The sequence below is a fragment of the Shewanella sp. Actino-trap-3 genome, from assembly GCF_002836275.1.
In the GTDB taxonomy this organism is placed as follows: domain Bacteria; phylum Pseudomonadota; class Gammaproteobacteria; order Enterobacterales; family Shewanellaceae; genus Shewanella; species Shewanella psychromarinicola.
In genome coordinates this window covers 3,447,158-3,468,480 of the sequence record NZ_PJCE01000001.1, presented here as the reverse complement: position 1 = coordinate 3,468,480, position 21,323 = coordinate 3,447,158, and the positions used below count along the sequence as shown (strand labels likewise).

The 21,323-nt window shown below is 44.9% G+C and carries 31 protein-coding genes; all 31 read right to left on the bottom strand.

What is annotated here, in order from left to right; translation table 11 throughout:
* Positions 1–5: 5 nt before the first annotated feature.
* Positions 6–626 (bottom strand): 30S ribosomal protein S4, encoded by a 621-nt coding sequence (rpsD, locus tag CXF80_RS15000; protein ID WP_101033748.1) that lies wholly within the window; start codon positions 624–626, stop codon positions 6–8.
* A gap of 32 nt (positions 627–658) precedes the next feature.
* The gene (gene rpsK / locus CXF80_RS14995) at positions 659–1,051 is read right to left on the bottom strand and encodes a 30S ribosomal protein S11 (protein WP_011635661.1); all 393 of its coding nucleotides are present in this window, start codon (positions 1,049–1,051) and stop codon (positions 659–661) included.
* Positions 1,052–1,068: 17 nt separating this feature from the next.
* Complete coding sequence (gene rpsM / locus CXF80_RS14990) at positions 1,069–1,425, bottom strand: 30S ribosomal protein S13 (RefSeq protein ID WP_101033746.1); 357 nt, start codon at positions 1,423–1,425, stop codon at positions 1,069–1,071.
* Between the two features lie 116 nt (positions 1,426–1,541).
* The gene (gene rpmJ / locus CXF80_RS14985) at positions 1,542–1,655 is read right to left on the bottom strand and encodes a 50S ribosomal protein L36 (RefSeq protein ID WP_006083579.1); all 114 of its coding nucleotides are present in this window, start codon (positions 1,653–1,655) and stop codon (positions 1,542–1,544) included.
* A gap of 41 nt (positions 1,656–1,696) precedes the next feature.
* Entirely contained in the window at positions 1,697–3,019 is a 1,323-nt protein-coding gene (secY, locus tag CXF80_RS14980) for a preprotein translocase subunit SecY (RefSeq protein WP_101033744.1), read from the bottom strand.
* Positions 3,020–3,026: 7 nt separating this feature from the next.
* Complete coding sequence (gene rplO / locus CXF80_RS14975) at positions 3,027–3,461, bottom strand: 50S ribosomal protein L15 (RefSeq protein ID WP_011635657.1); 435 nt, start codon at positions 3,459–3,461, stop codon at positions 3,027–3,029.
* Positions 3,461–3,649, bottom strand: coding sequence for a 50S ribosomal protein L30 (gene rpmD, locus CXF80_RS14970; RefSeq protein WP_101033742.1), 189 nt, complete (start codon positions 3,647–3,649; stop codon positions 3,461–3,463). Before rpmD ends, rplO begins: the two co-directional genes overlap by 1 nt.
* A 6-nt stretch (positions 3,650–3,655) precedes the next feature.
* The gene (gene rpsE, locus CXF80_RS14965) at positions 3,656–4,159 is read right to left on the bottom strand and encodes a 30S ribosomal protein S5 (RefSeq protein ID WP_011494651.1); all 504 of its coding nucleotides are present in this window, start codon (positions 4,157–4,159) and stop codon (positions 3,656–3,658) included.
* Positions 4,160–4,171: 12 nt separating this feature from the next.
* The gene (gene rplR / locus CXF80_RS14960) at positions 4,172–4,522 is read right to left on the bottom strand and encodes a 50S ribosomal protein L18 (protein WP_101033740.1); all 351 of its coding nucleotides are present in this window, start codon (positions 4,520–4,522) and stop codon (positions 4,172–4,174) included.
* Between the two features lie 10 nt (positions 4,523–4,532).
* Positions 4,533–5,066 (bottom strand): 50S ribosomal protein L6, encoded by a 534-nt coding sequence (rplF, locus tag CXF80_RS14955; RefSeq protein ID WP_101033738.1) that lies wholly within the window; start codon positions 5,064–5,066, stop codon positions 4,533–4,535.
* A gap of 10 nt (positions 5,067–5,076) precedes the next feature.
* Complete coding sequence (rpsH, locus tag CXF80_RS14950) at positions 5,077–5,469, bottom strand: 30S ribosomal protein S8 (RefSeq protein WP_101033736.1); 393 nt, start codon at positions 5,467–5,469, stop codon at positions 5,077–5,079.
* 24 nt (positions 5,470–5,493) lie between these two features.
* Positions 5,494–5,799, bottom strand: coding sequence for a 30S ribosomal protein S14 (gene rpsN / locus CXF80_RS14945; RefSeq protein WP_101033734.1), 306 nt, complete (start codon positions 5,797–5,799; stop codon positions 5,494–5,496).
* Between the two features lie 10 nt (positions 5,800–5,809).
* Positions 5,810–6,349 carry a 50S ribosomal protein L5 gene (gene rplE / locus CXF80_RS14940; protein ID WP_101033732.1) on the bottom strand — a complete coding sequence of 180 codons (540 nt, stop codon included), beginning with the start codon at positions 6,347–6,349 and terminating at the stop codon, positions 5,810–5,812.
* Positions 6,350–6,362: 13 nt separating this feature from the next.
* Positions 6,363–6,677, bottom strand: a complete 315-nt coding sequence (rplX, locus tag CXF80_RS14935) for a 50S ribosomal protein L24 (protein WP_101033730.1) — start codon at positions 6,675–6,677, stop codon at positions 6,363–6,365.
* A 10-nt stretch (positions 6,678–6,687) separates the two neighbouring features.
* Entirely contained in the window at positions 6,688–7,056 is a 369-nt protein-coding gene (rplN, locus tag CXF80_RS14930) for a 50S ribosomal protein L14 (protein ID WP_011635649.1), read from the bottom strand.
* Positions 7,057–7,231: 175 nt separating this feature from the next.
* Positions 7,232–7,480: a 30S ribosomal protein S17 gene (rpsQ, locus tag CXF80_RS14925; RefSeq protein ID WP_101033728.1), complete on the bottom strand. Its 249-nt coding sequence runs from the start codon at positions 7,478–7,480 to the stop codon at positions 7,232–7,234.
* A complete protein-coding gene (gene rpmC, locus CXF80_RS14920) occupies positions 7,480–7,671 on the bottom strand; it encodes a 50S ribosomal protein L29 (protein WP_101033726.1) in 192 nt (63 codons plus the stop codon). The genes rpsQ and rpmC overlap by 1 nt, the downstream gene beginning before the upstream one ends.
* Complete coding sequence (rplP, locus tag CXF80_RS14915) at positions 7,671–8,081, bottom strand: 50S ribosomal protein L16 (protein WP_101033724.1); 411 nt, start codon at positions 8,079–8,081, stop codon at positions 7,671–7,673. Before rplP ends, rpmC begins: the two co-directional genes overlap by 1 nt.
* Before the next feature lie 11 nt (positions 8,082–8,092).
* Positions 8,093–8,782, bottom strand: coding sequence for a 30S ribosomal protein S3 (gene rpsC, locus CXF80_RS14910; RefSeq protein WP_101033722.1), 690 nt, complete (start codon positions 8,780–8,782; stop codon positions 8,093–8,095).
* 12 nt (positions 8,783–8,794) lie between these two features.
* Entirely contained in the window at positions 8,795–9,127 is a 333-nt protein-coding gene (gene rplV, locus CXF80_RS14905; RefSeq protein WP_101033720.1) for a 50S ribosomal protein L22, read from the bottom strand.
* A 15-nt stretch (positions 9,128–9,142) separates the two neighbouring features.
* A complete protein-coding gene (gene rpsS / locus CXF80_RS14900; protein ID WP_101033718.1) occupies positions 9,143–9,421 on the bottom strand; it encodes a 30S ribosomal protein S19 in 279 nt (92 codons plus the stop codon).
* A 15-nt stretch (positions 9,422–9,436) separates the two neighbouring features.
* Positions 9,437–10,261, bottom strand: a complete 825-nt coding sequence (gene rplB / locus CXF80_RS14895; RefSeq protein ID WP_101033716.1) for a 50S ribosomal protein L2 — start codon at positions 10,259–10,261, stop codon at positions 9,437–9,439.
* Positions 10,262–10,277: 16 nt separating this feature from the next.
* Positions 10,278–10,580: a 50S ribosomal protein L23 gene (gene rplW / locus CXF80_RS14890; RefSeq protein ID WP_101033714.1), complete on the bottom strand. Its 303-nt coding sequence runs from the start codon at positions 10,578–10,580 to the stop codon at positions 10,278–10,280.
* Positions 10,577–11,182, bottom strand: coding sequence for a 50S ribosomal protein L4 (gene rplD, locus CXF80_RS14885; protein WP_101033712.1), 606 nt, complete (start codon positions 11,180–11,182; stop codon positions 10,577–10,579). Before rplD ends, rplW begins: the two co-directional genes overlap by 4 nt.
* Before the next feature lie 17 nt (positions 11,183–11,199).
* Positions 11,200–11,838 carry a 50S ribosomal protein L3 gene (gene rplC, locus CXF80_RS14880; protein WP_101033710.1) on the bottom strand — a complete coding sequence of 213 codons (639 nt, stop codon included), beginning with the start codon at positions 11,836–11,838 and terminating at the stop codon, positions 11,200–11,202.
* A 27-nt stretch (positions 11,839–11,865) separates the two neighbouring features.
* A complete protein-coding gene (gene rpsJ / locus CXF80_RS14875; protein ID WP_011635639.1) occupies positions 11,866–12,177 on the bottom strand; it encodes a 30S ribosomal protein S10 in 312 nt (103 codons plus the stop codon).
* 353 nt (positions 12,178–12,530) lie between these two features.
* Positions 12,531–13,715: an elongation factor Tu gene (tuf, locus tag CXF80_RS14870; protein ID WP_101033683.1), complete on the bottom strand. Its 1,185-nt coding sequence runs from the start codon at positions 13,713–13,715 to the stop codon at positions 12,531–12,533.
* A gap of 69 nt (positions 13,716–13,784) precedes the next feature.
* Positions 13,785–15,881 carry an elongation factor G gene (gene fusA, locus CXF80_RS14865; protein ID WP_101033707.1) on the bottom strand — a complete coding sequence of 699 codons (2,097 nt, stop codon included), beginning with the start codon at positions 15,879–15,881 and terminating at the stop codon, positions 13,785–13,787.
* 78 nt (positions 15,882–15,959) lie between these two features.
* Positions 15,960–16,430, bottom strand: coding sequence for a 30S ribosomal protein S7 (gene rpsG / locus CXF80_RS14860; protein ID WP_101033705.1), 471 nt, complete (start codon positions 16,428–16,430; stop codon positions 15,960–15,962).
* Between the two features lie 82 nt (positions 16,431–16,512).
* Positions 16,513–16,887: a 30S ribosomal protein S12 gene (rpsL, locus tag CXF80_RS14855; RefSeq protein ID WP_101033703.1), complete on the bottom strand. Its 375-nt coding sequence runs from the start codon at positions 16,885–16,887 to the stop codon at positions 16,513–16,515.
* A 176-nt stretch (positions 16,888–17,063) separates the two neighbouring features.
* Complete coding sequence (rpoC, locus tag CXF80_RS14850; protein WP_101033699.1) at positions 17,064–21,290, bottom strand: DNA-directed RNA polymerase subunit beta'; 4,227 nt, start codon at positions 21,288–21,290, stop codon at positions 17,064–17,066.
* Positions 21,291–21,323: the final 33 nt, after the last annotated feature.

Here is a 21,323-nt window from a genome sequence, read left to right as displayed (position 1 = left end):
TAGCCTTACTTAGAGTAAAGCTCGACGATCAGCTGTTCGTTAATATCCGCAGACAAATCGCTACGTTCTGGAATACGCTTAAAAGCACCTTCCATTTTCGCATTGTCGACTTCTACCCATGTAGGCTTTTCACGTTGAGAAGCCACTTCTAAAGCCGCTTTGATACGAGCTTGAGTACGTGACTTTTCACGGATGCTTACAACATCATTCGCAGACACTTTGAATGACGGAATATTAACAACACGACCGTTAACCATAACAGATTTATGGCTTACTAGCTGACGTGATTCTGCACGCGTAGAACCGAAACCCATACGATAAACAACGTTATCTAGGCGGACTTCTAAAAGTTGCAATAGGTTTTCACCTGTATTGCCTTTTAAACGTGCAGCTTCTTTGTAGTAGTTACGGAATTGCTTTTCTAGCACTCCGAAAATACGACGAACTTTTTGTTTCTCGCGTAGCTGAATACCATACTCAGACAAACGTGGCTTACGTGCGCCATGTTGTCCAGGTGCAGTTTCTAGCTTACACTTCGATTCGATTGCTCTCACACCGCTTTTTAGGAAAAGGTCTGTACCTTCTCTGCGGCTGAGCTTGAGCTTGGGACCCAAGTATCTTGCCATGATCTTTCTCCAACTATCCTATATACGCAGTGTTATACACGACGTTTTTTAGGTGGACGACAGCCATTATGAGGGATAGGCGTCACATCGGTAATGTTGGTAATTTTATAACCAACAGCGTTCAGCGCACGAATGGCTGATTCACGACCTGGACCTGGACCCTTCACGAAAACTTCAAGGTTTTTAACGCCGTAGTCTTGAGCAGCAATACCTGCACGCTCAGCAGCAACCTGTGCAGCGAATGGTGTTGATTTACGTGAACCACGAAAACCAGAACCACCTGAGGTAGCCCATGACAACGCATTACCTTGACGATCCGTAATGGTGACAATTGTGTTGTTGAAAGACGCATGGATATGAGCCATGCCATCTGCAACCTGTTTACGTACGCGCTTACGCGGAGAACGTGACGGAACTTTAGCCATTTTGGTTTACCTTCCCGTTACTTTCTGATTGGCTTACGTGGACCTTTACGCGTACGCGCATTGGTCTTAGTACGTTGCCCACGAAGGGGCAGGCTACGACGATGGCGGAGACCACGATAACAACCAAGATCCATAAGACGCTTGATGTTCATTGAAATCTCACGACGCAAGTCACCTTCTACTGAATATTTGGCGACTGCTTCGCGTAGGATATCTATCTGAGCTTCGCTCAATTCCTTGATCTTAGCATCTTCGGCGATTGAAGTAGATGCGCAGATTGCTCTAGCGCGTGTACGTCCAATACCAAAGATAGCAGTCAACGCAATGACTGCATGCTTTTGATCAGGAATGTTAATGCCAGCGATACGGGCCACTATGCACTCCTTAAGTTAAAGGTCATCTGCGAAAAGCCCGAAAGGATACTCGACAGACGACAGATTTGCAAACAATATTTTGGTCAGCCCATTATTGGGCTGACCAAACTTCTTTCTTAGCCTTGACGCTGTTTGTGTTTTGGTTCAACACAGATAACGCGAACAACGCCACTACGCTTGACGATCTTGCAATTACGGCAGATCTTCTTCACGGAAGCTCGAACTTTCATTTCATCACTCCGTAAAAGCAATCTTGTTTTCCAAAGCGATCTTATTTCGCTTTGTTAACGAGATTAGCTTTCTTCATCACAGACTCATACTGATGAGACATCATATGGGTCTGAACCTGAGCCATGAAGTCCATGGTCACGACGACTATAATTAGTAGTGAAGTACCGCCAAAATAGAACTGTACTTTCCACGCAATTAACATGAACTCCGGAATTAAGCAGATAAAGGTAATATACAACGCACCCGCTAAGGTTAAACGTGTCATTACTTTATCAATGTAACGCGAAGTCTGTTCTCCGGGACGGATCCCAGGAATGAATGCACCACTCTTTTTCAAGTTATCTGCTGTTTCACGAGGGTTAAAAACCAACGCAGTATAGAAGAAACAGAAAAAGATAATTGCTGACGCGTACAATAATGAATACAGCGGTTGTCCTGGTGACACAGCTAAAGCGAAATCGCTTAACCATGACATAGACTCATTTTGACCAAACCACTGAGCCAGTGTGCCTGGGAACAAAATAATGCTGGAAGCAAAGATTGGTGGAATCACACCTGCCATATTAATTTTTAAAGGTAAATGGGTGCTTTGCGCTGCAAAAACCTTACGGCCTTGTTGGCGCTTAGCGTAGTTAACGACGATACGACGTTGACCACGTTCCACAAATACCACTAAATAAGTTACAGCAAATACAATAACAGCGAGCAACAGTAGTACTAAAACATTCATGTCACCTTGACGCGCCTGCTCGGCTGTTGAGCCGATGGCCGATGGTAGACCAGCAACAATACCTGCGAAAATTAAAATCGAGATACCATTACCAATACCACGTTCGGTAATTTGCTCACCTAGCCACATGAGGAACATAGTTCCTGTTACTAGACTCACAACTGCAACAAAGTAAAAACCAATTCCGGGATTGGCCACAAGGCCAGGCATCAGATTTGGTAAACCCGTTGCAATACCGACAGATTGCAGCGTACCCAGCATAAGTGTGCCATATCGAGTATATTGACTGATTTTTTTACGTCCTGATTCGCCTTCTTTTTTTAATTCAGCGAGTGCAGGATGCACAACAGTCAATAACTGCATTATGATAGATGCCGAAATATACGGCATGATACCCAATGCGAAGATAGAAGCACGCTCTAAAGCACCACCCGAGAACATGTTGAACATGCCAAGGATGGTATCTTTTTGCTGAGCAAATAGCTCTGCCAATACAGCGGCGTCAATACCAGGAATTGGCACAAACGAACCGGCTCTAAAGACGATAATTGCGCCAATCACGAACAGAAGACGAGTTTTCAGTTCAGACAAACCGCCTTTCGCGCTTTTTGAATCAAGTCCTGGTTTTGCCATCGATGTATTATTCCTCGATCTTGCCACCGGCAGCTTCAATAGCTGCACGAGCACCTTTAGTTACCTTCAGACCTTTTACAGTCACAGGGCGGTCAATGGTACCTGAAAGAACGATTTTCGCAAACTGGATATTGCGAGTAATAACATTCGCATCTTTCAGTGCATTCAAATCGACAACATCACCGTTAACTTTTGCTAGTTCGAGTAAACGAACTTCAGCTGTTACCAAAGCGCGACGCGAGGTAAAGCCAAATTTAGGTAGGCGGATCTTAAGTGGCATTTGACCACCTTCGAAACCGACGCGAACGCCGCCGCCTGAACGAGACTTCTGACCTTTATGGCCACGTCCCGCTGTTTTACCTAAACCTGAACCGATACCACGGCCTACACGCTTAGGAGCAGATTTAGAACCTGCTGCTGGAGATAGAGTATTTAGACGCATTATCTTAATTCCTCCACCGAAACCATGTAGTACACCTTGTTAATCATACCGCGAACTGAAGGTGTATCTTCAATTTCGACAGTGTGACCAATGCGGCGTAGGCCTAAACCGGTTAAGGTTGCACGGTGTTTTGGTAAACGACCAATGCTGCTTTTAGTCTGTGTGACTTTTAAAGTTTTAGTAGCCATGGTGCATTACCCCCGAATTTCATCAACATTCAGGCCACGTTTTGCTGCGATTTGAGCTGGTGACTTCATGTGCACCAACGCATCGACAGTTGCGCGAACGATGTTGATCGGGTTAGTAGAACCGTATGCTTTTGACAGAACGTTATGAACGCCTGCTACTTCCAATACGGCACGCATTGCGCCTCCGGCAATAATACCGGTACCCTGTGATGCTGGTTGCATATAAACTTTAGAACCAGTATGGCGACCTTTAACTGGGTGATGCAAAGTACCTGCATTCAACTCCACGGTTACCATATTTCTACGGGCTTTTTCCATTGCTTTTTGAATAGCAGCTGGAACTTCTCGCGCTTTACCATAGCCATAGCCGATCTTACCATTACCATCACCCACAACTGTTAGTGCAGTGAAGCTAAAGATACGACCGCCTTTAACTACTTTAGAAACACGATTAACTGCAATTAATTTCTCTTGCAGATCGTCTTTTTGCTGAGCTTCTAATTTAGCCATTTTTATAACCCCTTAGAACTTCAGGCCAGCTTCACGAGCGGCATCTGCTAACGCAGCGACACGACCATGATACTTGAAACCAGAACGGTCGAACGCAACTATTGCTACGCCCTTCTCGATCGCACGCTCAGCAACAATTTTACCTACTGCTTTAGCTGCATCCACGTTACCGGTACTCTTTAGTAGTTCTTTAACCGCTTTTTCAACGGTTGAAGCAACTGCCAACACCTGAGCTTCAGGATTGATTACCTGAGCATAAATGTGACGTGGTGTACGATGTACAACCAGACGATTCACGCCCAGCTCTTGGATCTTCTTACGTGCACGAGTAGCGCGACGTAAGCGAGATGTTTTCTTATCCATATCGCGTTACCTACTTCTTCTTAGCCTCTTTACGGCGTACTACTTCGTCGTCATAGCGAACACCTTTGCCCTTATAAGGCTCTGGTGGACGATATCCGCGAATTTCAGCAGCAACCTGACCAATTAACTGTTTATCAACGCCCGAAAGCACGATTTCAGTTTGGCTAGGACACTCTGCAGTAACGCCTGCGGGCAGTTTGTGTACTAATGGATGTGAAAAACCTAAAGTTAAATCTAAGTCACTACCAGCAATCTTTGCACGGTAACCTACACCAACTAATTTAAGTTTTTTCACAAAACCTTGAGATACACCAACAACCATATTGTTTACCAATGCACGTGCAGTACCAGCCTGTGCCCAAGCGTTAGCAACGCCTTCGACAGGAAGGAACTTAACTTGTGCATCTTCGATAACAACATTTACCGCATTGTTGATTACTCGAGTCAGACTTCCTTTACTGCCTTTCACAGTTAAGGTCTGTTCGTTTAAAGTCACCTCTACGCCAGCAGGAACAGTGACTGGTGCTTTTGCAACACGAGACATTTCTAGCTCCTTACGCTACGTAGCAGATAACCTCGCCACCCGAGCCATTTTGGCGGGCGGCGCGATCAGTCATCAAGCCTTTAGAAGTGGACACAATTGCGATACCCAGACCGCCCATCACCTTTGGTAGCTCGTCTTTACCTTTGTAAATACGAAGACCAGGGCGACTTACACGCTGGATAGTCTCAACGACTGGTTTGCCTTGAAAGTACTTTAAGGTAATTTCTAATTCAGGCTTAGCTTCATCTGCTACGGCGTATTCAGTAATGAAACCTTCATCTTTAAGTAATTTAGCAATTGCTACTTTTAACTTAGCTGAAGGCATCTTTACAGATACGTGGTTAGCAGCTTGGCCGTTACGAATACGGGTTAACATATCCGCAATAGGATCTTGCATGCTCATATTAGCTTACTCCGTGACAAGTGCTTACCAGCTGGCCTTACGCAGACCAGGAACTTCACCACGCATGGTTGCTTCACGTAATTTAATACGGCTTAAGCCGAATTTACGTAGGAAACCATGTGGGCGACCAGTTTGATTACAGCGGTTGCGTTGACGCACAGCGCTGGAATCACGTGGTAGAGCTTGTAACTTAAGTACAGCATCCCAGCGATCTTCGTCAGAAGTTGCAGGGCTGTTGATAATAGCCTTAAGTGCTAAACGCTTTTCAGCATATTTAGCTACGAGCTGCGCACGTTTTGCTTCACGTGCTTTCATAGATGTTTTTGCCATTATGCTACCCTTATTTCTTGAATGGGAAGTTAAAAGCGTCTAACAAAGCACGACCTTCTTCATCATTCTTCGCAGTAGTAGTGAAAACAATATCCATACCACGAATTTTATCGATTTTATCATAATCGATTTCTGGGAAGATGATCTGCTCACGCACGCCCATTGCGTAATTACCACGACCGTCAAACGCTTTAGCGCTTAAGCCTCGGAAATCACGAATACGTGGTATTGCAATGTCAACTAAACGCTCTAAAAATTCCCACATACGCTCACCGCGCAGGGTCACTTTACAGCCAATAGGGTAGCCTTCACGGATTTTAAAACCAGCAACTGATTTACGTGCAACAGTTACAATTGGTTTCTGGCCAGCGATTGCAGTCATGTCACGGAGCGCATGCTCCATAACTTTCTTATCTGCAACAGCTTCGCCTACACCCATGTTGAGGGTGATTTTTTCAATCCGAGGGACTTGCATGACACTGCTATAACCGAACTTTTTAGCTAGTTCAGCGATTACAGTCTCTTGATATTTATCATGCAGTTTCGCCATCGTTTACTCCAAATTACTTAACGAGTTCGCTGTTCGATTTAAAGAAACGGACTTTTTGGCCGTCTTCAAATCGGAAACCAACACGATCTGCCTTGCCTGTGGCTTGGTTAAAGATCGCAACGTTTGATGCTTGAATCGGTGCTTCTTTCTCGATAACGCCGCCAGTCACACCCAATTGAGGGTTTGGTTTCTGGTGCTTTTTAACAAGATTGAGGCCTTCAACAATTAACTTACCAGTAGGTAAAACTTGAGAAACCTTACCGCGGCTACCCTTGTCTTTACCTGCTAATACAATTACTTCGTCTTCACGACGGATTTTAGCTGCCATTTGAAGCTCCTTACAGTACTTCTGGTGCCAGCGAGACAATCTTCATGAATTTATCATTACGCAATTCACGTGTCACTGGGCCAAAGATACGAGTACCAATCGGTGCAAGGTTTGCATTAAGCAAAACCGCTGCATTTCGATCGAAGCGAATGACAGAACCGTCTGGACGACGAACGCCTTTCTTAGTACGGACTACCACCGCGTTATATACATCACCTTTCTTCGCTTTAGCGCGAGGAATTGCTTCTTTAACAGAAACTTTGATGATGTCGCCGATACCGGCATAACGACGATGAGAGCCACCCAAGACCTTAATACACTGAACTCTGCGTGCGCCGCTGTTACATGCGACGTCTAGAGTCGATTGCATTTGGATCATTTCAAGTGCTCCGCTATCGTTACTACACAATCCCACTATGGGACTACATTTGAACCAAATTCAAGCAATAATTTACTTAAAAATGGCGCGCAAGTATAACACACATTTTCGGGATGCATAGCAAAAAAAACAAACGGCCCCAAATACTGGGGCCGTTTACGTTAGCCTAATAAAATTAGGCTTTTGTCACTACTTCAGCAAGCGTCCAAGACTTAGTCTTAGATAGCGGACGACACTGGCTAATCGCCACGTAATCCCCTTCGTTACACTGATTAGTTTCGTCATGTGCATGGATCTTAGTAGTACGCTTAATGTACTTCCCATAAATAGGATGTTTCACTTGGCGCTCAATAGCAACAGTAATAGACTTGTCCATTTTGTTGCTAATTACTTTACCTTGCAAAGTACGGGTTTTATCAGACATTACGCACCTGCCTTAGAAGTAATAATGGTCTTTACACGTGCAATGTTACGACGCACTAGTTTCAATTGATTAGTTTGGCTCAACTGACCAGTAGCGTGTTGCATACGCAGGTTAAACTGCTCACGCAGCAGACCAAGTAATTCAGCGTTAAGTTCTTCAACGCTCTTTTCTCTTAGTTCGCTCGCTTTCATTACATCACCGTCTTAGTTACGAAGGTAGTCTTCAGAGGAAGTTTGGCTGAAGCCAAAGCAAAGGCTTCACGAGCCAACGCTTCAGGAACACCATCCATCTCATAAAGAACCTTACCAGGTTGAATCTGACATACCCAGTATTCAACGTTACCTTTACCTTTACCCATACGCACTTCTAGAGGCTTAGAGGTAATTGGCTTGTCAGGGAAAACTCGAATCCAAATTTGTCCTTGACGCTTAACGTGACGTGTCATGGCACGACGTGCAGATTCAATTTGACGAGCAGTTAAACGGCCACGGCCGACTGCTTTCAAACCGAAAGTACCAAAGCTAACTTCAGTACCGTTCGCTAGACCGCGGTTGCGGCCCTTGAACATCTTGCGAAACTTCATACGTTTAGGTTGCAGCATAAAAGTTTCTCCTATTTAGCACGAGGCTTACGCTTAGGTTGCTGCTTAGGCTCTTCAATCGCTGGTATTAATCCATCTAGAACTTCGCCTTTGAAGATCCAAACTTTAATACCAATCACACCATATTGCGTATGACTTTCTGCTGTTGAATAGTCGATATCAGCACGTAAAGTATGTAAAGGTACACGACCCTCACGATACCATTCTGTACGTGCGATTTCGGCGCCGCCTAAACGGCCACCAACTTGAACTTTGATACCTTGGGCACCAATGCGCATTGCGTTTTGTACTGCGCGCTTCATAGCACGACGGAACATAACACGACGCTCTAACTGCTGAGCAATTGAGTCAGCAACGAGCTTAGCATCTAATTCAGGCTTACGGATCTCAGCGATGTTGATTTGAGCAGTAGTACCAGTGATTTTAGACACATAGGCACGTAATACTTCAACGTCTTCACCCTTCTTACCAATCACAATACCTGGACGGGCAGTGTGAATAGTAACGCGGATGCTTTTCGCTGGGCGTTCAATAACAATCTTAGATACTGATGCGGCTTTTAACTTTTCAGTTAAATATTGACGCACTTCCCAGTCGCTGTTCAGATTATTTGCATAGTCTGACTTATCTGCGTACCAGGTAGAGATCCAAGGCTTAGTGATACCCAGACGGATACCATTAGGATGTACTTTCTGTCCCATTGCTCTCTTCTCCTAGCGATCTGCTACAACCACAGTAATGTGACTGGTACGCTTCATGATACGATCAGCGCGGCCTTTAGCACGTGGCAAGATGCGCTTCATTGTTGGGCCTTCATCTACGAAGACGGCTCCAACTTTAAGCTCATCAATGTCAGCACCTTCGTTGTGTTCGGCGTTTGCGATAGCTGAGTCAAGTACTTTTTTAACTAGTACGGCGGCTTTCTTGGGGCTGAATGTCAAAATCTCGAGCGCCTTAGAAACAGGCAATCCACGAATTTGATCAGCAACTAGACGGGCCTTCTGCGCAGACGTACGAGCAAAACGATGTTTAGCTAAAACTTCCATCTTATTCCTCCCGTATTAACGCTTCTTCGCTTTCTTATCTGCGACATGGCCGCGATAAGTGCGAGTTGGTGAAAATTCACCAAGCTTGTGACCGATCATTTCGTCAGTTACGAACACAGGTACGTGCTGACGACCATTATGGACAGCGATGGTCAACCCAATCATATTAGGGATGATCATTGAGCGACGAGACCAAGTCTTAATTGGCTTTTTGTCTCCCGCTTCCATCGCTTTCTCTACCTTCTTCAGCAAGTGCAGGTCAATGAAGGGACCTTTCTTGAGAGAACGTGGCATGGCGAATCCTCTTAACTATTTATTACGACGACGTACGATGTACTTGTCAGTGCGCTTGTTGCTACGAGTTTTATAACCCTTAGTCGGCACACCCCATGGACTCACTGGATGACGTCCACCAGAAGTACGGCCTTCACCACCACCATGTGGATGGTCTACTGGGTTCATTGCAACACCTCGAACTGTAGGGCGTATGCCTCTCCAGCGCGTAGCACCTGCTTTACCTAACTGGCGTAGCATGTGCTCGGAATTACCAACTTCACCAAATGTTGCGCGGCAATCTACTGGAACTTTACGCATTTCGCCAGAGCGAAGACGTAGAGTTGCATAAGCACCATCACGCGCAACAACTTGTACATAAGCACCAGCTGAACGTGCGATCTGAGCGCCTTTACCAGGCTTCATTTCAACAGCGTGTACAACACTACCTACTGGAATGTTGCGTAACGGTCTAGCGTTACCAGTCTTGATTTCTGCATCCAAGCCAGATTGGATTGGGTCGCCAGCTTTCATGCCTTTTGCAGCAAGAATATAACGACGCTCACCATCTGCATACAGTACTAACGCGATGTGCGCTGTACGGTTTGGATCGTATTCAAGACGTTCAACTTTCGCAGGAATACCATCTTTGTTGCGTTTAAAGTCAACAATACGATAGTGCTGCTTATGTCCACCACCTATGTGGCGAACAGTGATACGGCCAGTATTGTTACGGCCACCACTTTTAGTTTTTTTCGCCAACAGGCCAGCAAAAGGTTTACCCTTATGCAGGTCCGTATTCACCACTTTAACTACGTGGCGACGACCTGGAGAGGTTGGCTTACACTTAATAACTGCCATGATAATTCTCCTTTGCTTATTCAGCGCCGCCGACGAAATCAATGTCAGCACCAGCAGCTAAAGTAACATAGGCTTTTTTCCAATCGATGCGACGACCAACTCGGCCACCGGTACGTTTGGTTTTGCCTTTATTAACTAAAGTGCGAACCGAATTAACTTCAACTTCAAATAGCTTCGCTACTGCAGCTTTAATCTCTGCTTTAGTTGCATCGATGGCTACGCGGAAGACTACAGTGTTGTTTTTCTCAGCAAGCACAGTACTCTTTTCAGAGATATGTGGACCAAGAATAACTTTTAGCAAACGTTCTTCGCGGATCATGCTAGCATCTCCTCGATTTGCTTCACTGCGTCAGCAGTAACAAGAACAGTGTTGAACGCAATTAGACTCACTGGGTCAAGACCCGCTACGTCACGAACGTCAACTTTGTATAAGTTGCGAGCTGCTAAGAATAAATTCTCATCAACTTCAGCAGTAACAATTAGAACGTCTTCTAAGTTCATTGCTTTTAATTTAGCTTTCAGCTCTTGTGTTTTAGGAGCTTCGACACCAAATGATTCAACAACAACCAGACGATCTTGACGTACCAATTCAGAAAATATGCTCTTAAGAGCACCACGGTACATCTTCTTGTTAACTTTTTGGCTGTGATCTTGTGTTTTAGCAGCGAAAGTTACGCCACCGCCACGCCAGATTGGGCCTTTAACACTACCGGCACGAGCGCGGCCAGTGCCTTTCTGACGCCAAGGCTTTTTGCCTGAGCCAGTTACTTCTGCACGAGTCTTTTGGGCACGAGTGCCCTGACGCGCGTTTGCAGCATACGCTACAACTACCTGATGAACCAGTGCCTCGTTAAAGTCACGGCCGAAGGTAGTTTCGGAAACTTCAAGAGCGCTCTGGGCGTCTTTCAATACCAATTCCATTACTATCTCCTCAGACCTTAAGCTTTAACTGCTGGCTTGATAATCAAGTCACCATTGGTAGCGCCTGGAACTGCGCCGCGTACTAATAACAAGTTACGTTCTGCATCAACACGTACAACGTGTAGATTTTGAGTCGTTACTTGCTCAGCACCCATATGGCCTGACATTTTCTTGCCTTTGAATACACGACCAGGCGTTTGGTTCTGACCGATAGAACCATTCGAACGGTGTGCCAAAGAGTTACCGTGAGTCATATCTTGAGTACGGAAGTTCCAACGCTTAACACCGCCTTGGAAGCCTTTACCCTTTGATTGACCGGTAACATCTACTTTCACTGTCTCAGCGAAAATATCAACATTAATTTCAGCACCAACTTCAATGCCTTCGCCTTCACCATCTGCTAAACGCATTTCCCATAAACCACGACCGGCTTCGACGCCGCCCTTGGCAAAGTGACCTGCTTCTGCTTTAGTGATGCGATTGGCTTTTTTGGTACCAGTAGTTACTTGAAGTGCACGATAACCGTCTGTTTCTAAAGTTTTCACTTGAGTAACACGATTGCCTGCAATTTCAATTACTGTTACAGGGATTGACGTACCATCTTCAGTGAAGATGCGAGTCATACCCACTTTACGACCAATAAGACCGATAGCCATCTCTCAAACCTCTTCTAAGGATCTCAATTAACCTAAGCTAATCTGAACGTCGACACCAGCCGCAAGATCTAAACGCATTAATGCGTCTACAGTCTTTTCTGTTGGCTCTACGATGTCAACTAAACGCTTGTGGGTACGAATTTCGTACTGATCACGAGCATCTTTATTAACGTGCGGAGAGATCAAAACGGTATAACGCTCTTTGCGAGTAGGTAGTGGAATAGGTCCACGTACCTGCGCGCCTGTACGCTTAGCAGTTTCAACGATTTCCGCTGTAGACTGATCAATTAAACGATGATCAAAGCCTTTCAAGCGGATACGGATTCTTTGGTTCTGCATTGACCAGAGCTCCTAAAATGGACATATAAAAAATCACCCTCTAGCTTCTTCCTAATGGAAAAGCAGAGCGAGATGATTTAACCGTTCGACTCCCAATCGGAGTCGCTGTGAAAATGATTAACCATACTGGTTAGTCATTATAATTTACGCTGCACTAGTCAGCGAGGGGGCAAGTATACAGAACTTTTATCGGAGATCAAGCCCATTGTGTAAATAGTCTTCAGAAAGTTGTTTTACAATCAATTGCTGAGTATTCATTACACATCCTGGGTCAATACCACCAATGATTGTCAGTTTCTAAAAATAAAAAAGGAAGCCGAGGCTTCCTTTTTCAGTGTTCACTAAAGTCGCTATTACGCGATAATTTTAGCTACAACACCTGCACCAACTGTACGGCCACCTTCACGGATAGCAAAACGTAAACCGTCATCCATCGCGATTGGGTAAATCAGTGTAACTACCATCTTGATGTTATCACCAGGCATAACCATTTCTACGCCTTCTGGTAACTCAATTGTGCCTGTTACGTCTGTTGTACGGAAGAAGAACTGTGGACGGTAGCCTTTGAAGAATGGAGTATGACGTCCGCCTTCTTCTTTGGACAACACGTAGACTTCTGACTCGAATGTTGTGTGTGGGTTAATTGAACCAGGCTTAGCTAGTACTTGACCACGTTCAACATCATCACGCTTAGTTCCACGTAATAACACACCACAGTTTTCGCCAGCACGACCTTCGTCAAGTAACTTACGGAACATTTCTACACCAGTACAAGTCGTTTTAGTTGTTGGTCTAACACCAACAATTTCTACTTCGTCTGATATACGAACGATACCACGTTCAACACGACCGGTTACCACTGTTCCACGACCTGAAATCGAGAATACGTCTTCGATTGGTAGTAGGAACGGCTTATCGATGTCACGCTCTGGCTCTGGAATATAAGTATCTAAAGCTTCTGCAAGCTCAAGAATTTTAGCTTCCCACTCTGGCTGGCCTTCTAGTGCCTTAAGCGCTGAACCTTGGATTACTGGTAAATCATCACCTGGGAAGTCGTATTCTGAAAGAAGCTCACGCACTTCCATTTCTACTAATTCTAGTAATTCTTCATCATCTACCATGTCACATTTGTTCATGAATACGATGATGAAAGGGACACCTACTTGACGAGAAAGCAAGATGTGCTCACGTGTTTGTGGCATTGGGCCATCAGTAGCAGCTACTACTAAGATTGCGCCGTCCATCTGTGCAGCACCGGTAATCATGTTCTTAACATAATCCGCGTGACCTGGACAATCTACGTGTGCGTAGTGACGTAATGGTGTGTCATATTCGATGTGAGAAGTATTAATTGTAATACCGCGCTCACGCTCTTCTGGAGCGTTATCGATTTGAGCGAAGTTACGAGCTTCACCACCATATGTCTTAGACAAAACGGCAGAAATTGCTGCTGTTAAGGTTGTTTTACCATGGTCAACGTGACCAATGGTGCCCACGTTTACGTGAGGCTTATTACGTTCAAATTTAGCTTTTGCCACGATATATTCCTTTCTTTTCAGAAGTGCTCGATTAATTCGAGCAATATAACATTGATGCCGTAACCAATATTAGTTACGAGATTCTATAATCGCTTTTGCAATGTTTTGCGGTGCATCTGCGTACTTCAAGAACTCCATAGAGTATGAAGCGCGACCCTGAGATGCAGAGCGCAAATCAGTCGCATAACCAAACATTTCAGATAGAGGCACTACTGCATGAACAAGTTTAACACCTGCGATGCCATCGTCCATACCTTCAATTATGCCACGACGGCGGTTTAAATCACCCACAACATCGCCCATATAATCTCCAGGTGTAGTCACTTCTACTTTCATACAAGGTTCGAGCAACACAGGGGTTGCTTCTAGCGCGCCCTTTTTGAAGCCCATAGAGCCTGCAATTTTGAACGCCATTTCGTTCGAGTCCACATCATGATATGAACCATCAAACAAACTGACTCTCACATCAAGTACAGGGTAGCCGGCTAATACGCCATTCTTCATCTGTTCTTGAATACCTTTGTCAACGGCAGGAATGAATTCTCGAGGAACTACACCACCTACAACTTCGTTAACAAATTCGTAGCCCGCACCCTCTTCGAGTGGTTCAATTCTTAACCAAACATGACCATATTGGCCACGTCCGCCTGATTGACGTACGAATTTACCTTCCACTTCTACTTTAGAACGAATTGTTTCACGGTAGGCAACCTGTGGTTTACCTACGTTACACTCTACACCAAATTCGCGACGCATACGGTCAACGATGATGTCTAGATGCAATTCGCCCATACCAGATATTAGTGTTTGTGCCGACTCTTCATCAGTTTCAACTTTGAAAGACGGGTCTTCTGCTGCTAGTTTTTGCAGCGCAATCCCCATTTTATCTTGGTCAGCTTTTGAACGAGGCTCAACGGCAATGGTAATTACGGGTTCAGGGAACTCCATGCGCTCAAGAATCACTCTGTGATTGTTATCGCAAAGGGTATCACCGGTTGTTACATCTTTAAAACCGATAGCAGCCGCTATATCGCCAGCACGTACTTCTTTCAGTTCTGTTCGGTCATTAGCGTGCATTTGCACAATTCGACCTACTCGCTCACGTTTCTGCTTAACAGAATTATAAACACCAGCACCTGATTCAAGTACACCTGAATACACGCGGATAAAGGTCAGTGTACCAACAAATGGATCAGTCGCAATTTTAAATGCTAAAGCCGCAAAAGGGGCATTGTCATCTGGTAGGCGTTTGACTTCTTTTTCGCTTTCATCAATGCCTGTAATTGCAGGAACATCAATAGGTGCAGGTAAAAAGTCAACTACCGCATCGAGTACCGCTTGCACACCTTTGTTCTTAAATGCAGAACCGCAAGTGGCTAACACGATCTCATTGTTAATTGTGCGCTGACGCAACGCTGTTTTGATCTCTACTTCTGATAACTCACCCTCTTCAAGGTATTTGTTCATCAGTTCATCAGAGGCTTCAGCTGCTGCTTCCACGAGATACTCATGCATCTCTGCAGCTTTTGCCGCTAGATTTGCAGGAATGACTTCATAAGTAAATGTCAGCCCCTGATCTGTTTCAGACCAGTTAATGGCTTTCATCTTAATTAAATCAATAACACCCTTGAAGTTCTCTTCTACACCAATGTTTAATTGTATTGGCACACAAGTCGCACCAAGGCGGTTACGAATTTGATTTATTACACGGTCAAAATCAGCACCTGCACGGTCCATCTTGTTAACAAACACCAGACGTGGAACGTGGTATTTATCTGCTTGACGCCATACAGTTTCAGATTGTGGTTCAACGCCTGACGAGCCGCAAAATACTACTACAGCACCATCGAGAACACGTAATGAACGCTCGACTTCAATTGTAAAGTCTACGTGACCTGGGGTATCGATGATATTAATACGGTGTTCAGCGAATTGAGCATCCATACCACGCCAAAATGTTGTTACTGCAGCAGATGTGATAGTAATACCACGCTCTTGCTCTTGTACCATCCAATCTGTCGTAGCGGCGCCGTCATGCACCTCACCGATTTTATGAGACATACCGGTATAGAACAGAACACGTTCTGTTGTGGTAGTTTTACCTGCATCCACATGAGCAACAATACCGATATTACGATAACGCTCAATTGGGGTTGTACGAGCCACTATTATACCCTCTCAGCTAAAACTTTTGGTTTTAGCAATATCAACAATATGGAGCGGACCGAAGTCCGCTCCATCATATTACCAACGGTAATGGGCAAATGCTTTGTTAGCTTCAGCCATGCGATGCACGTCTTCACGCTTCTTAACCGCAGTACCTTTGTTGTCAGACGCATCTAGCATTTCACCTGCTAGACGTAAAGCCATAGATTTTTCACCACGTTTGCGAGCAGCTTCAACTAACCAGCGCATCGCTAGTGCGTTACGACGCACTGGACGAACTTCACATGGTACTTGATAAGTAGAACCACCAACACGACGAGATTTAACTTCGACTGATGGGCGAACGTTATCAAGAGCTGCTTCAAGGATACTTAAATGATTTTCGCCTTTCTTTTCAGCGACAACATCTAATGCCTTGTAAATAATTTTTTCTGAAGTCGACTTTTTGCCGTCCTTCATAATGACGTTGATGAACTTAGCCAACAACTCACTGTGAAACTTTGGATCTGGTAGGATTTTACGTTGTCCTACAACGCGACGTCTTGGCATATTAATTCTCCGTATGCTTCAGGTATTTCCAAAACTGGAATGTCAAATAAATATTAGCTTGGCCTTACTTAAACGGAATACGTTAAGACTTAGGTCGCTTAGCACCGTACTTAGAACGGCCTTGGCGACGTGAAGTCACGCCAGCACAGTCTAATGCGCCACGAACAGTGTGGTAACGCACACCAGGTAAGTCTTTAACACGACCACCACGGATTAGAATTACACTGTGTTCTTGCAAGTTATGGCCTTCACCACCGATATACGAAGTGACTTCGAAACCGTTAGTTAGACGCACACGAGCTACTTTACGTAGTGCAGAGTTAGGTTTTTTAGGTGTTGTAGTGTACACACGAGTACAAACACCACGTTTTTGTGGGCACGCGTTCAACGCAGGCACATTAGTCTTTTCGACTTTTGGCGCGCGTGGCTTACGTACCAACTGGTTAACAGTTGCCATGTATAGCTCCGACAGTTGATTTAAACTCAACAATAAGGTGTGAAAAATCTATATCCCACAATGGTGGGACGCGGAATTTTAGAAAGGTAATGGCTGCCTGTCAAGAAATAGCCAACTTTTCGTGCATATTCCGATAAAAAAGGCGCCAATGGCGCCTTTTTTAACAAACCATTAACTTAATCTTGGCTACCAGCCAAGTTTAGTAGGTCTGCTAGGTTCTGTTCAGCTTCGCTTGCGGTTACTGTTGTAGCTTCCACTTTGCCACGAGAACTTAATACTTTAGCACGTTCTTCGTTACGGGTTTTGTGATAAGCATAACCAGTACCGGCTGGGATCAAACGACCAACAATTACGTTTTCTTTCAGACCACGTAATGGATCGCTCTTGCCACCAACGGCCGCTTCAGTTAACACACGAGTGGTTTCCTGGAACGAGGCTGCAGAGATGAATGATTCAGTCGCCAAAGAAGCTTTGGTAATACCGAGTAATTCACGCTCAAACGTTGCAGGTGCTTTACCTTGAGCGACTAGCTCACGGTTAGCAATCTTCACGCGTGATACTTCTGCTTGTTCGCCCGCTAGGAAATCACTATCGCCTGCTGAAGAGATTAAACACTTACGCAGCATTTGACGAATGATCACTTCGATGTGCTTATCGTTGATCTTAACGCCCTGTAGACGGTAAACGTCCTGTACTTCGTTCACAATGTAGTTAGCTACGTTGTGAATACCACGAAGACGCAAGATGTCATGTGCCGCTTCTGGACCGTCTGCAATAACTTCACCACGTTCGACTTTTTCACCTTCGAACACGTTTAAGTTACGCCACTTAGGGATCATTTCTTCATAATGTTCACTACCATCTGCTGGAGTGATCACTAGACGACGTTTACCCTTAGTTTCCTTACCGAACGAGATCGTACCAGAGATTTCTGCAAGAATGGCAGGCTCTTTTGGTTTACGCGCTTCGAATAAGTCAGCAACACGTGGAAGACCACCGGTGATATCACGGGTTTTAGACGATTCTTGTGGAATACGTGCTAATGGGTCACCAACGTTGATGTTCGCGTTATCGTCTTTCGACACAATCGCGTTACCCGGTAAGAAGTATTGAGCTGGTACTTCTGTACCAGGGATCGTTAAGTCATTACCGTTTGCATCAACTAAGCGAATTGCTGGACGTAATTCTTTACCTGCTGAAGTACGCGCACCGACATCGAGCACCACGACAGAAGATAAACCGGTTAATTCATCTGTTTGACGTGTCATGGTGACACCGTCAATCATATCAACGAATTTAACACTACCAGCCACTTCAGAAATAATTGGGTGAGTATGTGGATCCCAGTTAGCGATAATTTCGCCAGCGGCAACTTCACTGTCTTCCAATTTCTCTAATACGGTACCGTAAGGCACTTTATAACGCTCTTTCTCACGACCTAGCTCATCGATGATGGCTAATTCAGAAGAACGAGATACGATAACGAGCTTACCGTCGATGTTAGAAACATGCTTAGCATTGTGTAACTTCAGAGAACCCGCGTTCTTAACTTGAACGTTGTTTTCTGCAGAAGCTCGAGATGCCGCGCCACCGATGTGGAACGTACGCATGGTTAACTGAGTACCAGGTTCACCAATTGACTGCGCAGCAACAACACCAATCGCTTCACCGTGGTTAATAATATGACCACGAGCCAAGTCACGTCCGTAACACGCTGCACACACACCGAAGTCTGTATCACAGGTAATAACTGAACGTACAATAACTTCATCGATACTGTGTTCTTCTAACGTATTACACCATGCTTCATCAAGGAGTGTGTTGCGTGGAGCAAGCACGTCTTCTGTACCAGGCTTCATTACGTCAAGAGCAACCACGCGACCTAGAACACGTTCGCGTAATGGTTCAACAACATCACCACCTTCAATAAGCGGTTTCATTGTTAGACCACGTTCAATACCACAGTCATCTTCAATAACGACTAAGTCTTGTGCAACGTCTACTAAACGACGGGTTAAGTAACCCGAGTTCGCCGTCTTCAATGCGGTATCGGCAAGACCTTTACGCGCACCGTGAGTAGAAATAAAGTACTGTAGTACGTTAAGACCTTCACGGAAGTTAGCCACAATTGGGGTTTCGATGATTGAGCCATCTGGCTTAGCCATCAGACCACGCATACCGGCTAACTGACGGATCTGAGCCGCACTACCACGAGCGCCCGAGTCAGCCATCATATAGATACTATTAAACGATGCTTGTTGCTCTGGAACACCATCACGGTTAATCACTGTCTCAATTGACAGGTTTTCCATCATCGCTTTCGAGACTTTTTCGTTCGCGCTTGCCCAGATATCAATTACTTTGTTGTAACGCTCACCGGCGGTAACAAGACCTGATTGGAACTGCTCTTGAATTTCAAGCACTTCAGCCTCAGCGTCTGCTACTAAGGTGTATTTCTCGTCTGGAATAACCATGTCATCGATACCAACAGAGGCACCAGAAATGGTCGCAAAACGGAAACCGGTATACATCAATTGGTCAGCAAAGATAACGGTATCTTTAAGGCCTAATTGACGATAACAGGTGTTCAACAACTTAGAGATCTGCTTCTTACCCATGTTTTGGTTAACCAAATCATACGATAAGCCTTCAGGCAAAATTAATGATAAAAGAGCACGACCAACAGTTGTATCAATGATACGAGTTGCTTTAGTTCTTTCGCCATCTTCTGCAATATGCGTTTCGGTAATACGAACTTTAACGCGAGCATGTAATTCAGCAACGCCAGTAGCGTAAGCTTTCTCTACTTCAGACACATCAGAAAAAGCCATGCCTTCACCGCGACCGTTAACACGCTCACGACTGGTGTAGTACAAACCTAATACAACGTCCTGAGACGGAGTAATTACTGGCTCACCGTTAGCAGGTGACAAAATGTTGTTGGTTGACATCATTAGCGCACGAGCTTCTAACTGAGCTTCAAGCGTTAATGGTACGTGAACCGCCATTTGGTCACCGTCGAAGTCGGCGTTGTATGCCGCACAAACTAACGGATGCAATTGAATTGCTTTACCTTCAATCAGTACAGGTTCAAATGCTTGAATACCCAGTCTGTGAAGTGTAGGTGCACGGTTAAGCATGACTGGATGTTCACGAATCACTTCGTCTAACACATCCCATACTTCAGCCTGTTCGCGTTCAACCATTTTCTTAGCAGCTTTAATAGTAGTCGCTAAACCACGACCTTCTAACTTGCCGTAGATGAATGGCTTGAATAGTTCAAGCGCCATCTTCTTAGGAAGACCACACTGATGCAGACGTAAAGTAGGACCTACGGTAATTACCGAACGGCCTGAATAGTCAACACGCTTACCGAGTAAGTTCTGACGGAAACGACCTTGCTTACCCTTGATCATATCAGCAAGAGATTTAAGCGGACGCTTGTTAGAACCGGTAATAGCACGACCGCGACGACCGTTATCTAATAGCGCATCAACTGACTCTTGTAACATACGTTTTTCGTTACGTACGATAATGTCAGGCGCAGCTAAATCTAACAGACGCTTTAAGCGGTTGTTACGGTTGATAACACGACGATAAAGATCGTTCAGATCTGATGTCGCGAAACGACCACCATCTAACGGCACTAATGGACGTAGATCAGGTGGAAGAACCGGTAATACTTTTAAGATCATCCACTCTGGTTTGTTACCAGATGTGAAAAATGCTTCCATCAGTTTAAGGCGCTTAGTGACCTTCTTGCGACGGGTTTCTGAGTTGATTGAAGGCAACTCTTCACGCATTTGCTCGATCTGTTCTTCTAAGTTGATAGCACGTAGCAATTCAAGAACTGCTTCGGCACCCATCTTAGCTTCAAACTCATCACCGTATTCTTCTAACGCATCAAGATATGTTTCTTCGGTTAGCATTTGGCCGCGCTCAAGCGTGGTCATGCCCGGCTCGATCACCACAAATGATTCGAAATACAGTACGCGTTCAATATCACGCAACGTCATGTCCAGCATTAAGCCGATACGTGACGGAAGTGATTTTAAGAACCAAATGTGGGCAACTGGACTAGCCAGATCTATGTGACCCATGCGCTCACGACGCACTTTAGTCTGGGTAACTTCTACGCCACACTTTTCACAAATCACACCACGATGCTTCAAACGCTTGTATTTACCACACAAACATTCGTAATCTTTAACTGGACCAAAGATACGCGCACAGAACAAACCTTCGCGTTCAGGCTTGAATGTACGGTAGTTAATGGTTTCTGGCTTCTTTACTTCACCAAAAGACCAAGAACGGATTAGATCTGGCGAGGCCAAACCAATTTTAATACCGTTAAATTCTTCAGTCTTACTTTGCTGCTTAAGAAACTTTAATAAGTCTTTCACGTTTCTCTCCTGAAGGAGTTAAACCAGGTGCTT